Origin of the sequence: Kitasatospora sp. NPDC094015, assembly GCF_040304075.1 — a bacterium.
GTDB lineage: Bacteria > Actinomycetota > Actinomycetes > Streptomycetales > Streptomycetaceae > Kitasatospora.
The window spans coordinates 105,097-122,525 of sequence record NZ_JBEOUL010000002.1 but is presented as its reverse complement, the minus strand read 5'-3'; the positions used below and the strand labels follow the sequence as shown (position 1 = coordinate 122,525).

11 protein-coding genes are annotated in these 17,429 nt (G+C 73.6%); 4 read left to right on the top strand and 7 right to left on the bottom strand.

The features are described from left to right. Window positions 1–300: 300 nt before the first annotated feature. From ABT014_RS02865 to ABT014_RS02855, 3 genes are all read left to right on the top strand, one after another. Window positions 301–2,841, top strand: a complete 2,541-nt coding sequence (locus tag ABT014_RS02865) for a collagenase (RefSeq protein WP_350636308.1) — start codon at window positions 301–303, stop codon at window positions 2,839–2,841. Between the two features lie 175 nt (window positions 2,842–3,016). Further along, window positions 3,017–3,601: a dienelactone hydrolase family protein gene (locus ABT014_RS02860; protein ID WP_350636305.1), complete on the top strand. Its 585-nt coding sequence runs from the start codon at window positions 3,017–3,019 to the stop codon at window positions 3,599–3,601. A 6-nt stretch (window positions 3,602–3,607) separates the two neighbouring features. Continuing rightward, window positions 3,608–4,021: a DUF3052 domain-containing protein gene (locus ABT014_RS02855; RefSeq protein WP_350636302.1), complete on the top strand. Its 414-nt coding sequence runs from the start codon at window positions 3,608–3,610 to the stop codon at window positions 4,019–4,021. Between the two features lie 21 nt (window positions 4,022–4,042). Here the strand turns inward: ABT014_RS02855 and ABT014_RS02850 are convergent, their stop codons facing one another. Further along, window positions 4,043–4,813 (bottom strand): hypothetical protein, encoded by a 771-nt coding sequence (locus ABT014_RS02850; protein ID WP_350636299.1) that lies wholly within the window; start codon window positions 4,811–4,813, stop codon window positions 4,043–4,045. A gap of 131 nt (window positions 4,814–4,944) precedes the next feature. Continuing rightward, window positions 4,945–6,273, bottom strand: coding sequence for a DUF2252 domain-containing protein (locus ABT014_RS02845; protein ID WP_350636296.1), 1,329 nt, complete (start codon window positions 6,271–6,273; stop codon window positions 4,945–4,947). Between the two features lie 212 nt (window positions 6,274–6,485). Between ABT014_RS02845 and dnaE the strand changes: the two genes are divergently transcribed. Further along, the gene (gene dnaE / locus ABT014_RS02840; RefSeq protein ID WP_350636293.1) at window positions 6,486–10,019 is read left to right on the top strand and encodes a DNA polymerase III subunit alpha; all 3,534 of its coding nucleotides are present in this window, start codon (window positions 6,486–6,488) and stop codon (window positions 10,017–10,019) included. On the opposite strand, the gene ABT014_RS02835 is transcribed toward dnaE, so the two are convergent. The 5 genes from ABT014_RS02835 to ABT014_RS02815 all read right to left on the bottom strand — a co-directional run bounded on the left by ABT014_RS02835 (window position 9,982) and on the right by ABT014_RS02815 (window position 17,379). After that, on the bottom strand, window positions 9,982–11,874 hold the full coding sequence (locus ABT014_RS02835; RefSeq protein ID WP_350636290.1) for an NACHT domain-containing protein: 1,893 nt from the start codon (window positions 11,872–11,874) through the stop codon (window positions 9,982–9,984). The two genes, dnaE and ABT014_RS02835, sit on opposite strands and share 38 nt — an antisense overlap. 97 nt (window positions 11,875–11,971) lie before the next feature. After that, on the bottom strand, window positions 11,972–12,424 hold the full coding sequence (locus ABT014_RS02830; protein WP_350636287.1) for a type II toxin-antitoxin system PemK/MazF family toxin: 453 nt from the start codon (window positions 12,422–12,424) through the stop codon (window positions 11,972–11,974). Between the two features lie 107 nt (window positions 12,425–12,531). Next, window positions 12,532–15,507, bottom strand: coding sequence for an AAA family ATPase (locus ABT014_RS02825; RefSeq protein WP_350636284.1), 2,976 nt, complete (start codon window positions 15,505–15,507; stop codon window positions 12,532–12,534). A gap of 205 nt (window positions 15,508–15,712) precedes the next feature. Then, window positions 15,713–16,132 (bottom strand): recombinase family protein, encoded by a 420-nt coding sequence (locus ABT014_RS02820; protein WP_350636281.1) that lies wholly within the window; start codon window positions 16,130–16,132, stop codon window positions 15,713–15,715. Window positions 16,133–16,494: 362 nt separating this feature from the next. Beyond that, window positions 16,495–17,379 (bottom strand): LysR family transcriptional regulator, encoded by an 885-nt coding sequence (locus ABT014_RS02815; RefSeq protein ID WP_350636278.1) that lies wholly within the window; start codon window positions 17,377–17,379, stop codon window positions 16,495–16,497. Window positions 17,380–17,429: the final 50 nt, after the last annotated feature.

Here is a 17,429-nt window from a genome sequence, read left to right as displayed (position 1 = left end):
ATCCGGGTCCGACCTGGGCTCGGCCCGGCTTCGACCCGGATGCGGCCCGGGTGCGGTCCGGACTCGGTTCGGGCGCCAACTGCCTGGTGGTGCGGGGAACTTGTCGGGTCCGAGGTCTTCCCAAAGCCATGTGATACGTGCAATTGTACATGTCACACCCCCTGTCGGCTGCGCCGGCCCGGTTCCCCGCCGCGCCGTCCCGCCGAGGTTCCCCTGGCCGCACCCCCAATCCGGCCGCCCCCACATCCCCCCACGCGGTCGCGTCCGCACGCGGCCATCCACCGGCCCGGAGGCCCCCACGTGAGATCCTTCCGGACAGATTCGGCGCGCCTGCTCACCACAGCCGTCGCCGCCTGCCTCGCCTTCGGCCTGTTCTCCCCCCAGAGTCAGGCCGTCACCCCGGGCGCGGGTCGCGCGCCCGCCGCGCCCTCGGCCGGCGCCCCCGCCTCGCCCTCGAACGTTGCGCCGCAGCCCGCCACCGGCACCGCGCTGACGGAGGACCAGCACCTCGGCCGTACCGTGCCGCTGTCGGAGCGCGCACCCCGCAGCGCCTCGGTGGCCGCCGTCCGCGCGGACTACGCCGCGCCGAAGGCGCTCGCCGCCCCGCGGGCGCTGGACGCCGCCGCCTGCAACGTCTCCGACTTTGCCTCGAAGACCGGCAGCGCGCTGGTCCAGCAGGTCAAGTCCGTTCCGGTCGACTGCGTGAACAGCCTGTTCGTGCTCACCGGCACCACGGCGAACGCGGTCTTCCGCGAGGCCCAGATGGTCAGCGTCGCCAACGCGCTGCGGGACGTCTCCGCGTCCTACCCGGGTGACGACTCCACCTCGGCCGGGCAGCTGGTGCTGTTCCTGCGGGCCGGCTACTACGTGCAGTGGTACCACCCGCAGGACGTCGGCACCTACGGCAGCACGCTGAAGACCGCGATCCGCTCCGCGCTGGACGCCTTCTACGCCTCCGCGCACTCCGGAGACGTCACCGACGCGAACGGGGCCACCCTCTCCGAGGCCGTCACCCTGATCGACAGCGCCGGCGAGAACGCCCGCTACCTGTACGTCGTCAAGCGGCTTCTGAACGGCTACTCCAGCGCGTACGACGGTAGTTGGTCGATGCTCAACGCGGTCAACAACACCTACACGGTGCTCTGGCGCGGACACCAGAACGCGGACTTCCAGGCCGCCGTGCAGGCCGACCCGAGCATCACCGACACGCTGGCCGCCTTCGCGCCGGCGCACTGGGACCTGTTCGGCACCGACCGGGCCTACCTGGCCGCCAACTCCGGCCTGGAGCTGGGGCGTTTCCTCCAGTACCCGGCCCTGCTCGACAAGGTCCGCCCGCAGATCCGGGACCTGATCGCGCGCGGCGCCATCACCGGCCCGACCGCCGGGCTCTGGGTCAACCTGGCCGTCGCGACCGACACCTACGACAAGGCCAACTGCGCCTACTACGGCACCTGTGACCTCGGCGCCCGGCTCAAGGCGGCGGTGCTGACGACCAATTACACCTGCAGCCCGAGCATCAAGATCATCGCGCAGCAGATGAGCGCCGCCGACCTGGCCGCCAGCTGCACCAGCCTGACCAATCAGGACGCCTACTTCCACTCCCTGGTCAAGGACACCGGTCCGGTCGCCAACGACGGCAACTCCACCATCGAGGTGGTGGTCTTCCACTCCAGCACCGACTACCAGACCTACGCCGGTCCGATCTTCGACATGGACACCAACAACGGCGGCATGTACCTGGAGGGCAACCCCGACCAGGCCGGCAACCAGCCGCGGTTCGTGGCGTACGAGGCCGAGTGGGTCCGTCCGACCTTCCAGATCTGGAACCTCAACCACGAGTACACCCACTACCTCGACGGCCGCTTCGACATGTACGGCAACTTCGACGCCGGCATGACCACGCCGACCGTCTGGTGGGTCGAGGGCCTGGCCGAGTACATCTCGTACTCGTACCGCAACGTGCGCTACGACGACGCGATCGCCCAGGCCGGGCTGCACACCTACAGCCTGCGGACGCTGTTCGACTCCACCTACGACAACGCCGACCAGACCCGGATCTACAACTGGGGCTACCTGGCGGTGCGGTACATGGTCGAGAAGCACCCGGCCGACGTGAGCGCGCTGCTCGCCAAGTACCGCGTCGGTGACTGGAACGGCGCCCGGACCCTGCTGACCAGCACCATCGGCACCCGGTACGACGCGGACTTCGCCGCCTGGCTGACCGCCTGCAACACCGGCGCCTGCAACCCGGGCGGCCAGGCCAACAAGCCGCCGGTCGCCGCGTTCACGGCGCAGGTCACCGACCTGTCGGTGAACTTCACCGACACCTCCACCGACCCGGACGGCACCATCGCGGCCCGCAGCTGGAACTTCGGCGACGGCACCAGCTCCACGGCCGCCAACCCCGCCAAGAGCTACGCGGCGGCCGGCAGCTACACCGTCACCCTGACCGTCACCGACGACAAGGGCGCCACCGCGACCCGCAGCCAGACGTTGACCGTGGCCGGGCTGCCGCTCTGCTCGGCGGCGGACGTGCGGCAGTACGACAAGAACTGCCGCCGCACCGGGGTGAACGCCACCACCGGCAACTACAGCTACATGTTCGCCTTCCTGCCCGCCGGGGTGAAGCAGCTCAAGCTCACCAGCAGCGGCGGCACCGGCAACGCGGACCTCTACTACAACGGCACCAACTGGGCCACCACCGGCTCGTACCTCAGCAGGTCCACCACCTCCGGCAACGCGGAGACGCTCACGGTGAGGACGCCGCCGGCGGGCTGGGTGTACTTCAGCCTCTACGCCAAGAGCTCGTTCAGCGGCGTGACCATGAAGGTCGAGTACTGATCCCCGACCCCGTGGCCGGCCCCTCGGCCGACCGGTCCGCCCTCCCGCCCGTGCCAGGGCGGGAGGGCGGACCCGCTGTGCGGGTCGGGGGGACCGGACCCGCTGCGGGCGGCGCGGGATGTGGGGGATCATGGAAGGCGTCCGCACCCGCCGTCCGCCGTCAAGGAGCCGAATCGTGGCCACCATCCTCCTGCTGCACTCCGTCCACGGGCTGCGGCCCGCCGTGCACGCCGCCGCCGACCGGATGCGGGCGGCCGGACACGAGGTGCACACGCCCGACCTGTTCGACGGGAAGACTTTCGACGACGTCGAGGCGGGGATGGCCTACAAGGAGGAGGTCGGCAGCGACGAGCTGCTGCGGCGGGCGGTGACCGCCGCGGCGCCGCTGATCAGGCCGGGGGAGCCGGGCCTGGTGTACGCCGGGTTCTCGCTGGGCGGGGCGCTGGCGCAGAACCTGGCCCTGGCCGACGAGCAGGCCCGCGGGCTGCTGCTCCTGCACGGCACCTCGGACCTGCGGGAGGACGCGGCGACCGGGATCGCGGTGCAGCTGCACGTCGCGGAGCCGGACCCGTTCGAGACCGAGGACTGGCTGAACACCTGGTACCTGCAGATGACCCGGGCCGGGGCGGACGTGGAGGTGCACCGCTACCGGGGCGCCGGGCACGTCTTCACCGACCCGGACCTGGACGACTACGACGCCGAGGCGGCCGAGCGCACCTGGAGCATCGCGCTCGACTTCCTGGCCGAGCTGGACGGCTGAGCGCGGGTGGACGCCGGCCGACCGGCCGCGCCGCTGGCCCGCAAGCTCGGCGTCCGGCCCGGGGACAGCCTGCTGCTGGCGGGTGCGCCCGCCGGCTTCGAGGTGGCCGGGCTGCCGCCGGACGTGCTGGTCCGGCGGGCGGCCGGCCCGGCCGGGCCGTTCGACGTCGCGCTCTGGTACCCGGTGGACCGGGCGGAGCTGGCCGACCGGCTGGCGGAGTTCCGGGCGGCGATGCGGCCGGCCGCGGGCCTGTGGGTGGCGTGGCCGAAGCGGGCCTCCCGGGTGCCGACCGACCTCACCGAGGACGTGCTGCGCGAGGTGGCGCTGCCGACCGGGCTGGTCGACAACAAGGTGTGCGCCGTCGACGCCACGTACTCCGGGCTGCGGCTGGTGATCCGCCGCGAGCTGCGCGGCCGCTGACCGGCCGCGCGCCCGCGGGGCTCAGAGCTTCGGCGGTACGGAGGGCGGGGCCGGGGGAGCGGCCGGAGCCGGCGGGCTTGCGGATGGTGTCTTGGGGGGTGTGGCGGGCGGGGTCGCGGGTGGCGCGGCCGAGGGCGGGCCGGGGTACGGGTGCTGGTCCTGTGGCTCCGGATAGGGCTGGGGCACCTGGTACTGCTGGGGCACCGGGTAGGCCTGCGGCGCCTGGTACCCCTGCGGCACCGGGTACGGCTGTGCCGTCCAGGACGGCTGCGTGGTGGCCGGCCCGCGGGTGGCGCCCACCAGCACGGCGACCGCAAGGGCCAGCACCAGGGTCGCCAGCACGGTGAGGTTGAGCACCAGGTGACTGACCGGCTCGGCGAAACCGTCCCCGCCCTGGCTGATCAGCAGCGCGCCGGCGGCGTAGGCGTTGGCCCCGAGCAGCACGACCGCCGCGGGCCTGGTCCACCGGGCGCGGTTGAAGGCGCCGACGATCAGCACCGCCAGCGCCACGCAGAAGGCCGTGTCGAAGCCGAAGAAGCCGACCGGCGCCTGGACGTAGGCGGTGAAGGAGAAGCCCAGCGCGGTGAGCGCGTAGTCGGGCCCGGCCTGGCTGAAGTCCCAGGCCAGCACGCCGAGCTCGATGGCCAGCTGTGCGAGCAGCAGCAGCCCGAGCGCGATCAGGCCCCCGCCACCGCCGCGACCGGCGGCGCCGGGCGCGGCGGGGTGCGGTGGTGCGTACGGCGGTGCGTAGGGCGAGGCCGCCGGTGGCGGGTACGGCGTTGGGTAGGACATGGGCCCCCTCCGATGCGTCGGCGCCGACAGTAGCGCGCGGGCGGCGGGGGCGGAATCCCCCTCCGTACGTGCCACCCGATCGGGGACACTGCGCCGGCGGGAGCGGGCCGGGAGGTGCCCCGGGGCGGGGCTCAGAGGCCGGGGATCCGGCCGTTGCGGAAGAGGTCGACGAACAGCTGGTGGTCGGCGCGGGCCCGGGCCCCGTAGGCGTGCGCGAACTCCACCAGCATGTCGACAAAGCCACTCTCGTCGCCGGCGACGGCGGCGTCGATCGCGTGCTCGGTGGAGAACGGCACCAGGCCGTGCCCGCTGGAGGACTCGTCGGCGGCCGCGTGCATGGTGGCGGTGGCCCGGCCCAGGTACTCGGTCACCGCGAGCAGGTCGGCGGGCTCGTTCAGGTCGGTCCAGTCCAGGTCGGCCGCGTACGGCGAGACCTCGGCGACCAGCTGGCCCCGGCCGCGCAGCGTGGCGTACCCGAGCCACGGGTCGCTGTGGGCCTGCAGGGCCCGCTGGGAGATCACCGTGCGGTGGCCCTCGTGCTCGAAGTACCCGCGGATCGCGGGGTCGGTGACGTGCCGGGAGACCGCCGGGACCTGGCCCTGCTTGAGGTAGATGATCACGTCGTTCTCGAGCGCGTCGGTGTGCCCCTCCAGCAGCAGGTTGTACGAGGGCAGCCCGGCACTGCCGATCCCGATGCCCCGGCGGCCGACCACGTCCTTGACCCGCAGCGAGTCCGGCCGGGCGCGGGAGGCCGGCGGCAGGGTCTCCAGGTACGCCGCGAAGGCGGCCAGCACCTCGGCCTGCTCCGCCCCGTCCAGCTCGATCGCCCCGTTGCCGGTGCGGAACCGCCGGTCGCAGCCGTCGATCACGGTCTCCTGGTCCAGCAGCTCCACCCGGGTCTGCAGCCGGGCCCGGCGCAGCGTGTCCAGGATCGGCCCGTCGGCGGTGTCCAGGGTGTACACCGCGCCCGCGCCGGGCCGGTTGACCAGCGCGGAGATCTGGCCGCGGTAGGCGGTGGCGAAGGCCCGCACCAGGTCGGTGATCACGGCGTCGGACAGCGCCTTGGCGTGGCCGATCAGCGCCAGGCTGGCGGCCAGCCGCTGGACGTCCCAGGTGAACGCCCCGACGTAGGCCTCGTCGAAGTCGTTGACGTTGAAGACCAGCCGGCCCTCGGCGTTCAGGTAGGTGCCGAAGTTCTCCGCGTGCAGGTCGCCGTGGATCCACACCCGGCTGGTCCGCGGGTCGAGGAAGCCGGCCCCGTACGCGGCGAACGGCGCCGCGGTGAGGTCCGCGTAGAACAGCGCCGCGGTGCCGCGGTAGAAGGCGAAGGCGGAGGCGGCCATCTTGCGGAACTTCACCCGGAAGGCCGCCGGATCCTGGGCGAGCAACTCGCCGAAGGCCGTCCCGAAGACCCGGAGGATGGTCCGGGCGCGGTCGTCGGAGGTGACCTGGTCGGACATGCGGCGCATCCTTTGCAACGGCCGGGAGCCTTCGATGGGACTCCTGCGACAGGAGGCTAGAGTAGTTCCGTGAACGTGTGAGAGGTGGGTCCGGGCCGGTCGAGCGGCTCGGGCCTCTGCTGTTTCCAGCGCCGTGACCTGCACCGAGGCCTGCGCTGCGGCCTGCGCGTTCGCCGGCCAACCCGACCGCACCAGCCTCCGGAGGCCCCGCCTTGAGCGACCAGCCGTACGCGCACCTGCACGTCCACACCGAGTACTCGATGCTGGACGGCGCCGCCCGGCTGAAGCAGCTGTTCAAGGAGGTCGAGCGGCTCGGCCAGACCCACGTCGCGATGACCGACCACGGCAACATGTACGGCGCGGCGGAGTTCCACAAGCAGGCCACCGCGGCCGGCATCACCCCGGTGATCGGCATCGAGGCGTACGTGGCGCCGGAGTCCCGCTCGAACACCAAGCGCATCCTGTGGGGCCAGCCGCACCAGAAGCGGGACGACGTGTCGGCGTCCGGCGCGTACACCCACAAGACCATCTGGGCCCGGGACCGGCAGGGCCTGCACAACCTGTTCAAGCTGACCTCGCGCTCCTACGCGGAGGGCTGGCTGGTCAAGTGGCCCCGGATGGACAAGGAGATCATCGCCGAGCACGCGGCCGGCCTGATGGCCACCACCGGCTGCCCCTCCGGCGAGGTACAGACCCGGCTGCGGCTCGGCCAGTTCGACGAGGCGGTCCGCTCGGCCGCCGACTACCAGGACATCTTCGGCAGGGAGAACTACTTCCTGGAGCTGATGGACCACGGCCTCGACATCGAGACCCGGGTCCGCGACGGCCTGCTGGAGATCAGCCGGAAGCTGAACATCCCGCCGGTGGTCACCAACGACTCGCACTACACCACCGAGGCCGACGCCGGCGCGCACGACCTGCTGCTCTGCGTCCAGACCGGCAAGAACCTCTCCGACCCGGACCGCTTCCGCTTCGACGGCACCGGCTACTACATCAAGTCGGCCGCCGAGATGTACGGCCTGGACTCCTCCGACGCCTGGCAGGAGGGCTGCCGCAACAGCCAGCTGCTGGTCGCCGAGCGGGTCGACACCACCGGCATGTTCGAGTTCAAGAACCTGATGCCGCGCTTCCCGATCCCGGAGGGCTACGCCTCCGAGTCGGACTTCTTCAAGGCCAAGGTCTGGGAGGGGATGGACCGGCGCTTCCCGAGCGGCTACGACGAGGAGCACAAGAAGCTCGCCGAGTACGAGATGGACACCATCATCCAGATGGGCTTCCCGGCGTACTTCCTGGTGGTCGCCGACTTCATCATGTGGGCCAAGAGCCAGGGCATCGCGGTCGGCCCCGGCCGCGGCTCGGCGGCCGGCTCGCTGGTCGCCTACGCGATGGGCATCACCGACCTCGACCCGATCCCGCACGGCCTGATCTTCGAGCGCTTCCTCAACCCCGAGCGCATCTCGATGCCCGACGTCGACATCGACTTCGACGAGCGCCGGCGCGGCGACGTGATCCGCTACGTGACGGAGAGATGGGGCTCCGACAAGGTCGCCATGATCGTCACGTACGGCACCATCAAGGCGAAGGCCGCCATCAAGGACTCCTCCCGGGTCCTCGGCTACCCGTACGCGATGGGTGACCGGATCACCAAGGCGATGCCGCCGGACGTGATGGGCAAGGGCATCCCGCTCTCCGGGATCACCGACTCCGCGCACCCGCGCTACGGCGAGGCCGGCGAGATCCGCGGCCTGTACGAGAGCGACCCCGACGTCCGCAAGGTGATCGACACCGCCCGCGGCATCGAGGGCCTGATCCGCCAGCCCGGCGTGCACGCGGCCGGTGTGATCATGTCCGCCGAGCCGCTCACCGACCACATCCCGGTCTGGACCCGGCACAGCGACGGCGTCACCATCACCCAGTTCGACTACCCCACCTGCGAGGGCCTCGGCCTTCTCAAGATGGACTTCCTCGGACTGCGCAACCTCACGATCATGGACGACGCCGTCAAGGCGATCGAGCGCAACAAGGGCGTCAGGATCGAGCTGCTCGACCTGCCGCTGGACGACAAGCCCACCTACGAACTCCTCGCCCGCGGCGACACGCTCGGCGTCTTCCAGCTCGACGGCGGCCCGATGCGCTCGCTGCTGCGGCTGATGAAGCCCGACAACTTCGAGGACATCTCCGCCGTCCTGGCGCTGTACCGGCCCGGCCCGATGGGCGTCAACTCGCACACCAACTACGCGCTGCGCAAGAACGGCCAGCAGGAGATCACCCCGATCCACCCGGAGCTGGAGGCGCCCCTGGAGGAGATCCTCAAGCCGACCTACGGCCTGATCGTCTACCAGGAGCAGGTGCAGAAGGCCGCGCAGATCCTGGCCGGCTACTCGCTCGGCCAGGCCGACCTGCTGCGCCGGGCGATGGGCAAGAAGAAGAAGGAGATCCTGGAGGCGGAGTTCGTCCCGTTCCAGAGGGGCTGCCGCGAGCACGGCTACTCCGACGCCGCGATCCAGGCCGTCTGGGACGTGCTGGTGCCCTTCTCCGGCTACGCCTTCAACAAGGCCCACACCGCCGGCTACGGCCTGGTCTCCTACTGGACCGCCTACCTCAAGGCCAACTACCCGGCCGAGTACATGTCCGGCCTGCTCACCTCGGTCAAGGACGACAAGGACAAGTCCGCGGTCTACCTCAACGAGTGCCGCAAGATGGGCATCCAGGTGCTCCCGCCGGACGTCAACGAGTCGGACGCCGACTTCACGCCGCACGGTGACACCACCGTCCGGTTCGGCCTCACCGCGATCCGCAACGTCGGCGGGCCGGTGGTGGACTCGATGATCCGCACCCGCCGGGCCAAGGGGAAGTACGCCTCCTTCCCGGACTTCCTGGACAAGGTGGAGTCGGTGGTCTGCAACAAGCGGACGGTCGAATCCCTCATCAAGGCGGGCGCGTTCGACTCGCTCGGGCACACCCGCAAGGGCCTCACCGCGCAGTTCGAGCCGATGATCGACAACGTGGTCGGGGTCAAGCGCAAGGAGGCGGAGGGCCAGTTCGACCTGTTCGGCGGGGACGTGGTCGCCGACGAGCCGAGCTTCGGCCTCGACGTGGTGTTCTCCGAGGAGGAGTGGGAGAAGGCCTTCCTGCTCACCCAGGAGCGCGAGATGCTCGGCCTCTACGTCTCCTCGCACCCGCTGCACGGCATCGAGCACGTGCTCGCCGACAAGGCGGACTGCGCGGTTGCCGACCTCGCCGAGCGGCCCGACGGCGCCATCGTCACCATCGGCGGGATCATCTCCGGCCTCCAGCGCAAGATGACCAAGCAGGGCAACGCCTGGGCGATCGCCACCGTCGAGGACCTGGCCGGCTCGATCGACTGCATGTTCTTCCCCGCCAGCTACCAGCTGGTCTCCTCCCAACTGGTCGAGGACTCCGTGGTGTTCGTCCGCGGCAAGCTCGACAAGCGGGAGGACGTGCCCCGGCTGATGGGCATGGAGCTGTCCGTCCCGGACCTCTCCAACGCGCACGCCGACGCGCCGATCGTCATCTCGATCCCCAGCGGCAAGATCACCCCGCCGCTGGTCGCCCGCCTCGGCGAGGTGCTCGCCCACCACCGCGGCACCACCGAGGTACGGCTGCGCCTGGAGGGCGACCGGCAGACCACCGTGCTGCGCCTGGACCGGCACCGGGTGAAGAGCGACCCGGCGCTGTTCGGCGACCTCAAGCAGCTGCTCGGCCCGAGCTGCCTGACGGGCTGACCGGGGGCGGATCGGGCGAAGCGGCCAGCCAGTCCTGGAACTCGCGGTGCCGGAACTGGTAGGTGGGTCCGGCCAGCCGGAGCAGGCCGGCCCGCGTCGCCCAGTCGAGGAAGGCACCGAGCCGCACGGGCAGCACCCCCCGACCGAACAGCAGGAAGGTGAGGTACCGCTGGCCGACGCCCCCGACCAGGGCGAACGCGGCGAACGCCGCCCGCGGCAGCGCCAGCAGCAGACCGTCGTGCACCCCGCACAGGCTGACCAGCGGACCGGTGAGGGCCAGGCCGATCGCCGCACCGAGGACGCCACCGAACAGGAGGTCCCCGCGGATCGGCCCGCGGGGAGGCAGCACCGCCCCGGGCACGACCGTCAGGGAGCTGGCCAGGAGCCCGGGCACGAGCACCCCGAGGAACGCGAGCACGGCCGCCGACCAGCCTAAGAACGCCCAGTTGAGGGCCCCGGTCGCCAGCGCCGCGGTCACTGCTACGGCGGTGACCGGCCAGGTGAGCGATCGCAGCGCAGTGCCGAGGCGGAGCGTCCGCGGGCGGGTCTCCATCGGTGGGCCCCACACGATCAGGCCCAGGACGATCGGCAGCACGGCGGCGGCCTGACTTCCCAGCAGAGCGGTCCGGTGGGTCAGCGGCAGCAGGTGGTCGACCCAGGGCAGAAGGAGGGCGGCGAGAGCCACCAGCAGGCAGCGGACCGCGACGATCCGGGCGGATCCCCGGGCGTCCCAGAGCTCGTGCAGCGCGAGGGTGGCGCGCGGCCGGGCGCCGTCATCGAGTCGGCGGGCCAGCAGGTGGAGCCGGCGGTGGACGTCCCCGGGCTGGTTGCCCCGGCGCGGGTGCAGTGCCACGGCGGCCGGGATCAGTCGGGAGAGCAGGTGCCGGTCGAGCACCGCCGGGGACCGGAGCTGCGTCAACTCGCCCGGCAGGCCTTCCTCGGCATAGACGGTGGCCACCAGGCAGAGCCGCCAGGGCGTCGACAGCAGGGCCGCCAGCGGTGAGCCGGGCCGAGTGGCCAGATCGTCCAGCAGCGGCTGCCAGCGGGCGCGGTCGGTGGCGCGCGCCCGCAGGTACGCGAGTGCCTCCCGGGGGCCCACGGGCTCGATGGCGATGCGGGCGGCGTCCAGCAGTCGTCCGGTCCGTCCGGCGTCGTGGCCGAGCGCCTCGTAGGAGTCCGACCGGACCGTCAGGACGAGCGCCCCGGGCGCGCGTCCGACCTGGTACTCGTTGAGCAACCGCAGTGCCTCGCGGGCACGCGGGGCGACCCGGTCCGGGCGCCCGTCGGTTCGCGGCGGATCCATCTCGTCGAGACCGTCCAGGACCGGGAGGACCAGGCCCCGTCCGACCAACGCCCGGGCCATCCGGCGGGGCCAGTCGTAGCAGCGGGCGAGCTCGTCGACGAGGTGGTCGGCGAGCGGGACCCGGGTGTCCCACCCGGCCAGCTGCACGCGGACCGGTACCGGGTCGCCCGGGCGGCGGTGCTCGATCAGCGCCAGGATCAGCTCCACTGCCAGCACGCTCTTGCCCGCCCCGGCGGCGCCGGTGACGACCAGGCGGCGTGGGCTCAACGCCCGGAAGTAGTCGAGGACGCCGACCGGTCCGTGCGGCGCCCCGAGCAGCCGGCCGCTCCCGGCGGAGTTCCCGGCCTCGCGGCCGGCCGTGCGGGTGAGGGTGTAGCCGAGGTCGATCCGCTCGGTGTCCCCGCCCAACAGGCGCCGCCACTCGCCCTGTTCGAGGGTCCGGACCTGGTGCGCGAGCGCCGTTGCCCACCGCTCCTCGCGACTGGCGGCCACCTCGATCGAGCCGATCTGCGCCACCGGACCGTGGAAGGTGCCGCCACTGATCTCCTGCATCACCGCGGGCGGAGCGGGCGTCGCGCCGGGCGGCCGAGGTCGCCGCACTGCCATCGGTGTCCCCCCGGGTGATGGTCCAGGGGGACAGCCTACGGCGTCAGCTCCAGCGGTAGCGGCGCTTGAGGTTGTCGACGACCAGGTTGAAGCGGGCCCGGTCCAGGGCGCAGGCCTCGCGGCGCATGCCGCCGTCGAAGACGCGCATCACCCGGTCCAGCGCCACCCAGGAGTCGCGGCCGGACTTGTCCCAGGGGCCGGCGCCGATCGGCACCCAGTCGGCGTCGTGCGCGTGGCCCTTGCTGGAGAGCATCACCGCGAGCAGCGAGCCGCCGGTCTCGCGGGCCACCACCAGCACCGGGCGGTCCTTGCCGCGCCCGTCGCGCTCCTCGTACGGCACCCAGGTCCAGACGATCTCGCCCGGGTCCGGGTCGCCGTCGTGGTCCGGCGCGTACTCGGTGCGCACCTGGCCGACCTGGTACGCCTCCACCTCCACGGTGGCGTCGGGGCCGTAGCGGCCCGGGGCGTCGTCCTGCTGCTCTGTCCACTGGGTCATGGGGGACAGGCTAGTGGTGCGGGGTCGGCGCCCGGCGGGCGCGGGGGCGGGAAAGGTGTGACGGAGTGTGAAGACCTCGGGCGTGCGGCCCGAGGGCGGAGCCGGGTTCACGGGCGGGGCCCGAGGGCGGAGCGCACCTCCCGGCGGGTGGGGACGCGGAGCTTGCGCAGCACCTTGGCCACGTGCTGCTCCACCGTGCGCGGGGAGAGGAACAGCACCTGGGCGATCTCCCGGTTGGTGCGCCCGGAGGCCAGCAGCCGGGCCACCTCCAGCTCGCGGGGCGTCAACTCCTCGCCGTAGCCGCGCCGGGCGTGGGCCCGCGGGTCGCCGATGCCCTGCTCGCGCAGCACCATCGCGCAGCGCGAGCTGTCGGCCACCGCGCCGAGCCGCTCGTACTCCTCGGCGGCCTCCACCAGTCCCGGGGTGGCCGGGCGCTGGCCGGCGGCGAGCCGGGCCAGCGCGGCGAGTTCGGTGGCCCGGGCGCGGGCGTAGCGGCGGCCGATCCGGCCGTGCACGGCGGCGGCGCGCTGGTAGTGCTCGGCGGCGAGCGCCGGGTCCTGGTCCACGGCCAGGTGCCCGAGGGCGAGTTCGACGCCGGCGAGGACGGCCGGTGCCGGGTGGTCGGCGCAGGCCTCGGCGAACTCCTCGGCCAGCCGCCGGGCTTCGTCCGGGTGGCCGGCCGCGAGGGCGGCGAGCACGGCCTCGGGGACGAGTTCGCAGCCCCAGGCCCAGACCGCCTTGGTGCGGTACAGCTCCAGCGCCGGCCCGAGCGCGTGCCAGGCCTGCTCGGCGTTGCCACTGCCCAGGGCGAGCCGGGTGGCCAGCGCGTGGGTGTCGAAGAACGGCATCGGGTCGGGGCCGTGGCCGCCGGTCAGCACCGGCTGCAGGGTGGCCGCCGCCTCGTCGAACTCGCCGTGCAGGGCGTGCAGATGGGCCAGCACCAGCAGCACGTCGGTGCGCAGCGCGGGCATCTCGGAGATCTCGCCGAGCAGCGCCCGGGCGCGGGCCTCCAGGCCGTCCAGCCGGGCGGTGTGCCAGTCCAGGACCAGGGTCATCGCGCGGCCGACGCCCTGCATGAAGTCCATGCCGGTGGCCTCGGCGAGGTCCAGGCCCTCGTCCAGGTAGCGCCGGGCCTGCTCGTTCAGGCCCCAGCCCACCGCGCCGCTCGCGGCATTGCACAACGCCCTTGCAGTCTGCCGCAGTTCGGCCTGGTCGCGGGTGCCGCGGGGGAGTTCGGCGAGCAGCTCCCAGGCGGTCGGGTCGCCGACGCAGGCCAGCCAGGTGACCCGGCTGGCGAGCACGCCGGTCCGGGCGACCGGGTCGCCGCTGAGCCGGGCGGCCCGCTCGGCGCGGTCCAGCCAGCGGGCCTGCTGGGTGGCGTGGACGGCCAGGATCGGCGCGGCCAGGGCGCCCATCGCGCGCGCGGCGAGGTCCGGTCGCTCGCGCAACTCCACGACGCATCGTTCGAGTTCGCGGAAGCCCGCCTCGGTGTCGCCCTCCTGGTTGAGCAGCAGGAGGCCGAGCGAGAGCCGGACCTCGCCCCTGGTCACCACCGCGAGGTCGGCCGTGGTGACGATCCGCCGCAGCACCCCCAGCACCTGCTGGTGGTCGAGGGTGTTGACCGACACCCGGGCCAGCGACAGCGCCGCCCGGGAGCGGTGCTCGGGCGGCAGCGAGGGCTCGGCGAGCAGCTGGTGCAGGAGTTCGGTGGCGGCGGCGAAGTCCCCGGCGGCGACGGCCTGGTCGGCGGCCGCCTCGGCCTCCGCGCGCCAGCCGGTCAGATCGCCGGCGGCCCGCAGGTGCCGGGCCAGCTCGGCCGCCGGGACCGGCTCCACCGCCAGCAGGGCCTGCGCGGCCGCCAGGTGGGCGCGCCGCCGCTCGGGGCCGGGGACGGCCAGGTGCACCGCCTCCTGGAGGAGCGGGTACGGCAGCCCGTACCGGCAGTCCGGGCCCTCGACCAGCCGGCCGCCCGCCAGGGCTTCGAGCAGGGCGGAGCGGGCCGCCGCGGGCGCCAGGTCGGCCACCGTGGCCAGCAGGTCCTGGTCGGCCGGGCGCCCGACCACGGCGCAGGCCGTGACCAGGGCCGCGGCCTCGGGCGAGCCGGTCTCCACCGGGTGCACCAGGGCGGCGGCGGCGCGGCGGGCGGCCTGCTCGACGGGCCGTTCGCCCGGCGGGTGGTCGCCGCCCGAGCTGCCGGAGCTGCCGGAGCTGCCCGAGGCACTCGAGCCGCCCGAGCCGCCGGAGCCGCCCGGGCCGTCCGGCCGGTCGAGCCGGTCGAGGAGCTGGACCAGCAGCCAGGGCGCGCCGCCGCTCCAGCGGTGCAGCTCGGCGACGGTCGCGGCCGGCCGGTCGCCGGCGGCCCGGGCGACCTGCTCCTCGTCCAGCGGGGCGAGCCGCAGTTCGGCCCCGCCGACGCCGGGCGGCCGGTGCGGGGGTGCGGCGCCCAGCGGGGCGCCGGGGCGTTCGGTCAGCAGCAGCCCGAGGGTCGGCACCGGGTCCAGGGCGAGGGCCCGCAGCAGTTCCAGGCTGTCCGGGTCGGCCCACTGGAGGCCGTCGACCAGCAGCACGGTCGGCCCGAGGGCCGCCAGCACGGCCCGGACCGCGCGGAACACCCGGTGCCTGGCCAGATCGGGATCGGCGCTGGGCGGGGGCGGCGGCGGCAGGAACGGCGCTGCCTCCGGGAGCAGTTCGGCCAGCGCGCCGGCGATCGGGTCCAGCTCGGCGGGCAGCTCGGGGCCGGTGGTGCGCAGCAGCTCCGCAAACACGCCGAACGGGAAGGGCCGCGCCAGCGGCGGGCACCGGGTGCCCAGCACGCGCAGCCCGTCCGCGCGCAGCCGTACGGCGGCCTGCTCGACCAGCAGCGTCTTGCCGAGGCCGGCGGGGGCGTTCACCCGGACCACGGCGGGGAGGTGACGCAGGCCCGCCAGGACGGCGGCGAGTTCGGTGTCCCGGCCGACCATCGGGCGCTGCGGGGCCGCCGTCGTGAAGGGGCCCGGGTGCGGGTCCGTGGTCTCCGGGGCCGGGCGGGCCGCTGCTGGGCGGGCCGCGTCGAGGCGGGCCACCGGGCGTCTGGCTGTGTCCACTGGGCTCCCCACGGGTGCGCGGCCCGGCCGGGCGTCAACCGGGCGATGGCTCAAGATCGTTCGCTCAGTCCCGTCGTCCACGGGCGCCGGGCCTGCGCCCATTGTGGCCGTCGGCCGGTCGGAGCCGTCAACCGGCCCCGCCCGTCGGGTCGGTGACGCGGCGCCGGGTGAGGTGTACGGGTGACGCGGGCGGGTGCGGCGGGCGTCAGCCGATCCGGGGCAGCAGGTCCGGCATCCGGGGTGCGGGCACGGCGCCCGTCGGCACCGGGCGCGCCGGGACGGGAGGCCGACCGGCGCGGTCGTACGGCAGTTGGAGCACCGAGGCGCCGAGCACCGACAGGCGGTGGCAGACCTTGGCCGCGCGCACGTCGTCCAGGTGGAAGACGAACGGGCCGGGCACCAGCACGATGCTGAAGGTGTTGCGTTCGACCGCGGTCAGCAGCTCCAGCAGGCGGGGCTTGGGGCCGCCGGAGGACTCGCCGTTGTCGATGAACCAGACCGGATCGGCCAGGCCGAGCTCGCGGGCCCACTTCTCCATGGCGTGCCGGTGCACCGGCATCTCCCAGGTGTCGAACGGGACGCATCTGAGATAGGCGGCGCAGGAGCGCCGGGAGCCGCTGAGCACGTAGACCTCCTGTCCGGCGAACCGCCGGTGTCGGAGCGGTCACCGTTGACCGCCCGTCTCGGTCGGCAGGCCCCGGAACGTCCCGTCAGGTGGACGTCCCGGGGCCGGCCGGCCGTCCCCTCGGACCGCGTACCCGCCGGTAGCGGGACGCCCCCGAGGTGAGTACACCGGGTACGGAGCGAGCCGGACAAGCACTACGTAGGGGGCTAGGTAGGGCGCCCTCCGGCCCGCCGGGCTACCTAGGGGTACGGGGGCCGGTGGCCCCGTCGAAGCCCCGCTCGGTGAAGGCGCAGCCGCCGCGCTCGGCGGGGGAGAGCACCCGGTGCGGCGATGGCGCGGGCGCCCGCCCGGGCGGCCCGAGGTCAGCTGCCGCCCGTCAGTCCCGGTGGCAGGGCCTCGCGCAGTGCGGTGGTGAACGCGGCGACCGCCGGGTGCGCCCCGGCGCCGGCCCGGAAGGCGACCCGGGTGCGGCGGTACATCGGCAGCCGGGTGAGGGTGACCGCCGGGTGCGGCGCGGTGCCCAACTGCGGGATCAGGGCCACCCCTTGGCCGACCCCCACCAGCGCCAGCGCGGTGGCGAAGTCGTCCACCCGGTGCCGGATCCGCGGGGAGAACCCGGCCTGCCGGCAGGCCCGCACCGCCATGGTGTGGCAGAGCGTGCCCGGCGGCGAGACGATCCAGGGCGCCCGCCGGAAGTCCGCGAGCGTGCCGGGGCCGGGCGCGGCCAGGTACATCGGCTCGGTGAAGATCGCCCCGGTGGTGGTCAGCCCCGGCTCGGGCTCGGCCGGCACCAGGTCGTACTCGTGCACCAGCGCCACGTCCAGCTCGCCGGCGCGCAGCTGCGCCGCCACGTCGGCCGGGTCCACCTCGCTCACCATCGGCTCCAGCGCCGGATGGCGGCTCATCAGGACGGCGAGCGCCCCCGGCACGATCGCGCGGGCGGCGGACGGGAAGGTGCCGATCCGCAGCGGCCCGGCCAGCCCCTGCCGGGCGCCGGCCAGCTCGGCGGTGGCCTGTTCCAGCCGCTCCAGCACCGCCTCGGTGTGCCGCACCAGCTTGCGCCCGGCGGGGGTGAGCGCGACCCGGCGGCCGGTGCGCTCCAGCAGCGGCACCCCGGCCTCCCGCTCCAGCACCGACAGCTGCTGGGAGACGGCCGAGGCACTGAACGAGAGCGCCTCGGCGACGGCCGCGATGGTGCCGCGGTGGGACAGTTCGCGCAGCAGCCGCAGGCGGCGGAGATCGAGCATCGGCTCAGCTTACGAGAACCATCGGGAATGTGAACTGGACCCGGACGATC